The sequence below is a fragment of the Vibrio sp. 704 genome (assembly GCF_033339295.1).
The window spans coordinates 1-1,504 of sequence record NZ_JAWOUH010000062.1; the positions used below are offsets into that span (position 1 = coordinate 1).

Sequence of the window (1,504 nt, forward strand, 5' to 3'; positions counted from 1 at the left end):
GGCTGAAATTGATTCTAAACAGAATCTCAAATCGCTGTTAATCGTCGATTCTGCGGTTCGCATCGTTTGTTATGGACATACCGTCAGCTTTCATGCTCTAACGGAGAACGGCAAAAACCTACTGACGCATTTGAATCAAAACGTACGTGGCGAAGTCGCAAGCCAATTTGACGGCGAAACACTGACTTTAGAATTCATCCAACCATGCGATACGATTGATGAAGATTCTCGTCTACGAGAAGCCTCTTCTTTTGATGCGCTTCGTTTGGTACAGCACAGTTTTGATCTTTCTTCGCAAGACAAACATGCCATTTTCCTTGGTGGCCTATTTGCGTATGACTTGGTGGCGAACTTCGAACCATTAGGAGACACGGTAGCAACAAACCAGTGTCCGGATTACGTCTTCTATGTTGCGGAAACATTGCTGGTTGTAGATCACCAAACAGAATCCTGCCAACTGCAAGCAACATTGTTCGTTGACGGCTCGCAAAAAGCAGCGCTAGAAAGTCGAATCGAAGATATCCGAGCTCAATGCACATCGCCAAAGCGTCTTCCAGACGCAACGCAAGTGGCCAATATCACAGCTCAACCAAGCGTTTCGGATCAAGATTTCTGTCAAATCGTCCGTGATCTAAAAGAATTCGTGGTAAAAGGCGATATTTTCCAAGTGGTTCCTTCTCGTCGATTCACATTGCCTTGCCCTTCTCCGTTGGCAGCTTACAAAGAGCTAAAGCAAAGCAACCCAAGCCCTTACATGTTCTACATGCAAGATGAGCTGTTCACTTTGTTTGGTGCGTCTCCAGAAAGTGCCTTGAAGTATGAAACCGACACCAACCAAATAGAAATCTACCCAATTGCTGGGACTCGCCGTCGCGGTAAACGTCCAAATGGCGAAATCGACTTTGATTTAGATAGCCGTATTGAACTTGAACTACGTAGCGACAAAAAAGAGAACGCTGAACATATGATGTTGGTAGACCTAGCTCGTAATGATGTAGCGCGCATCTCGCAAGCTGGTACTCGTCATGTTGCCGATCTCCTCAAAGTCGACCGCTATAGCCATGTTATGCACTTGGTGTCCCGCGTGGTTGGCCAGTTGCGCGATGACCTTGATGCTTTGCACGCTTACCAAGCTTGTATGAACATGGTCACGTTGACTGGGGCGCCAAAGATTCGTGCAATGCAACTGATTCGCGATGTCGAAGGTGCTCGTCGTGGCAGCTATGGCGGAGCGGTAGGCTACCTGACAGGAGAAGGCACGCTCGACACTTGTATCGTGATTCGCTCGGCTTACGTGGAAAACGGCATTGCTCAAGTACAAGCAGGTGCAGGCGTGGTATTCGATTCTGACCCTCAAGCGGAAGCCGATGAAACACGCGGAAAAGCTCAAGCGGTTATCTCTGCTATTCAAGCAGCGCATTCTCAACCTGCGAACAAGGAGTAGCAGACATGGCGAACATCGTATTCATCGATAACTTTGACTCGTTCACCTATAACCTTGTGT

The 1,504-nt window shown here is 47.7% G+C and carries 1 protein-coding gene; it reads left to right on the top strand.

Annotated elements, in window-relative coordinates:
- Positions 1 to 1,444 (top strand): anthranilate synthase component 1 (locus tag R7R24_RS24390; RefSeq protein WP_318119684.1); only part of this gene is annotated, 1,444 nt, incomplete at its 5' end.
- Between the last annotated feature and the right edge of the window lie 60 nt (positions 1,445 to 1,504).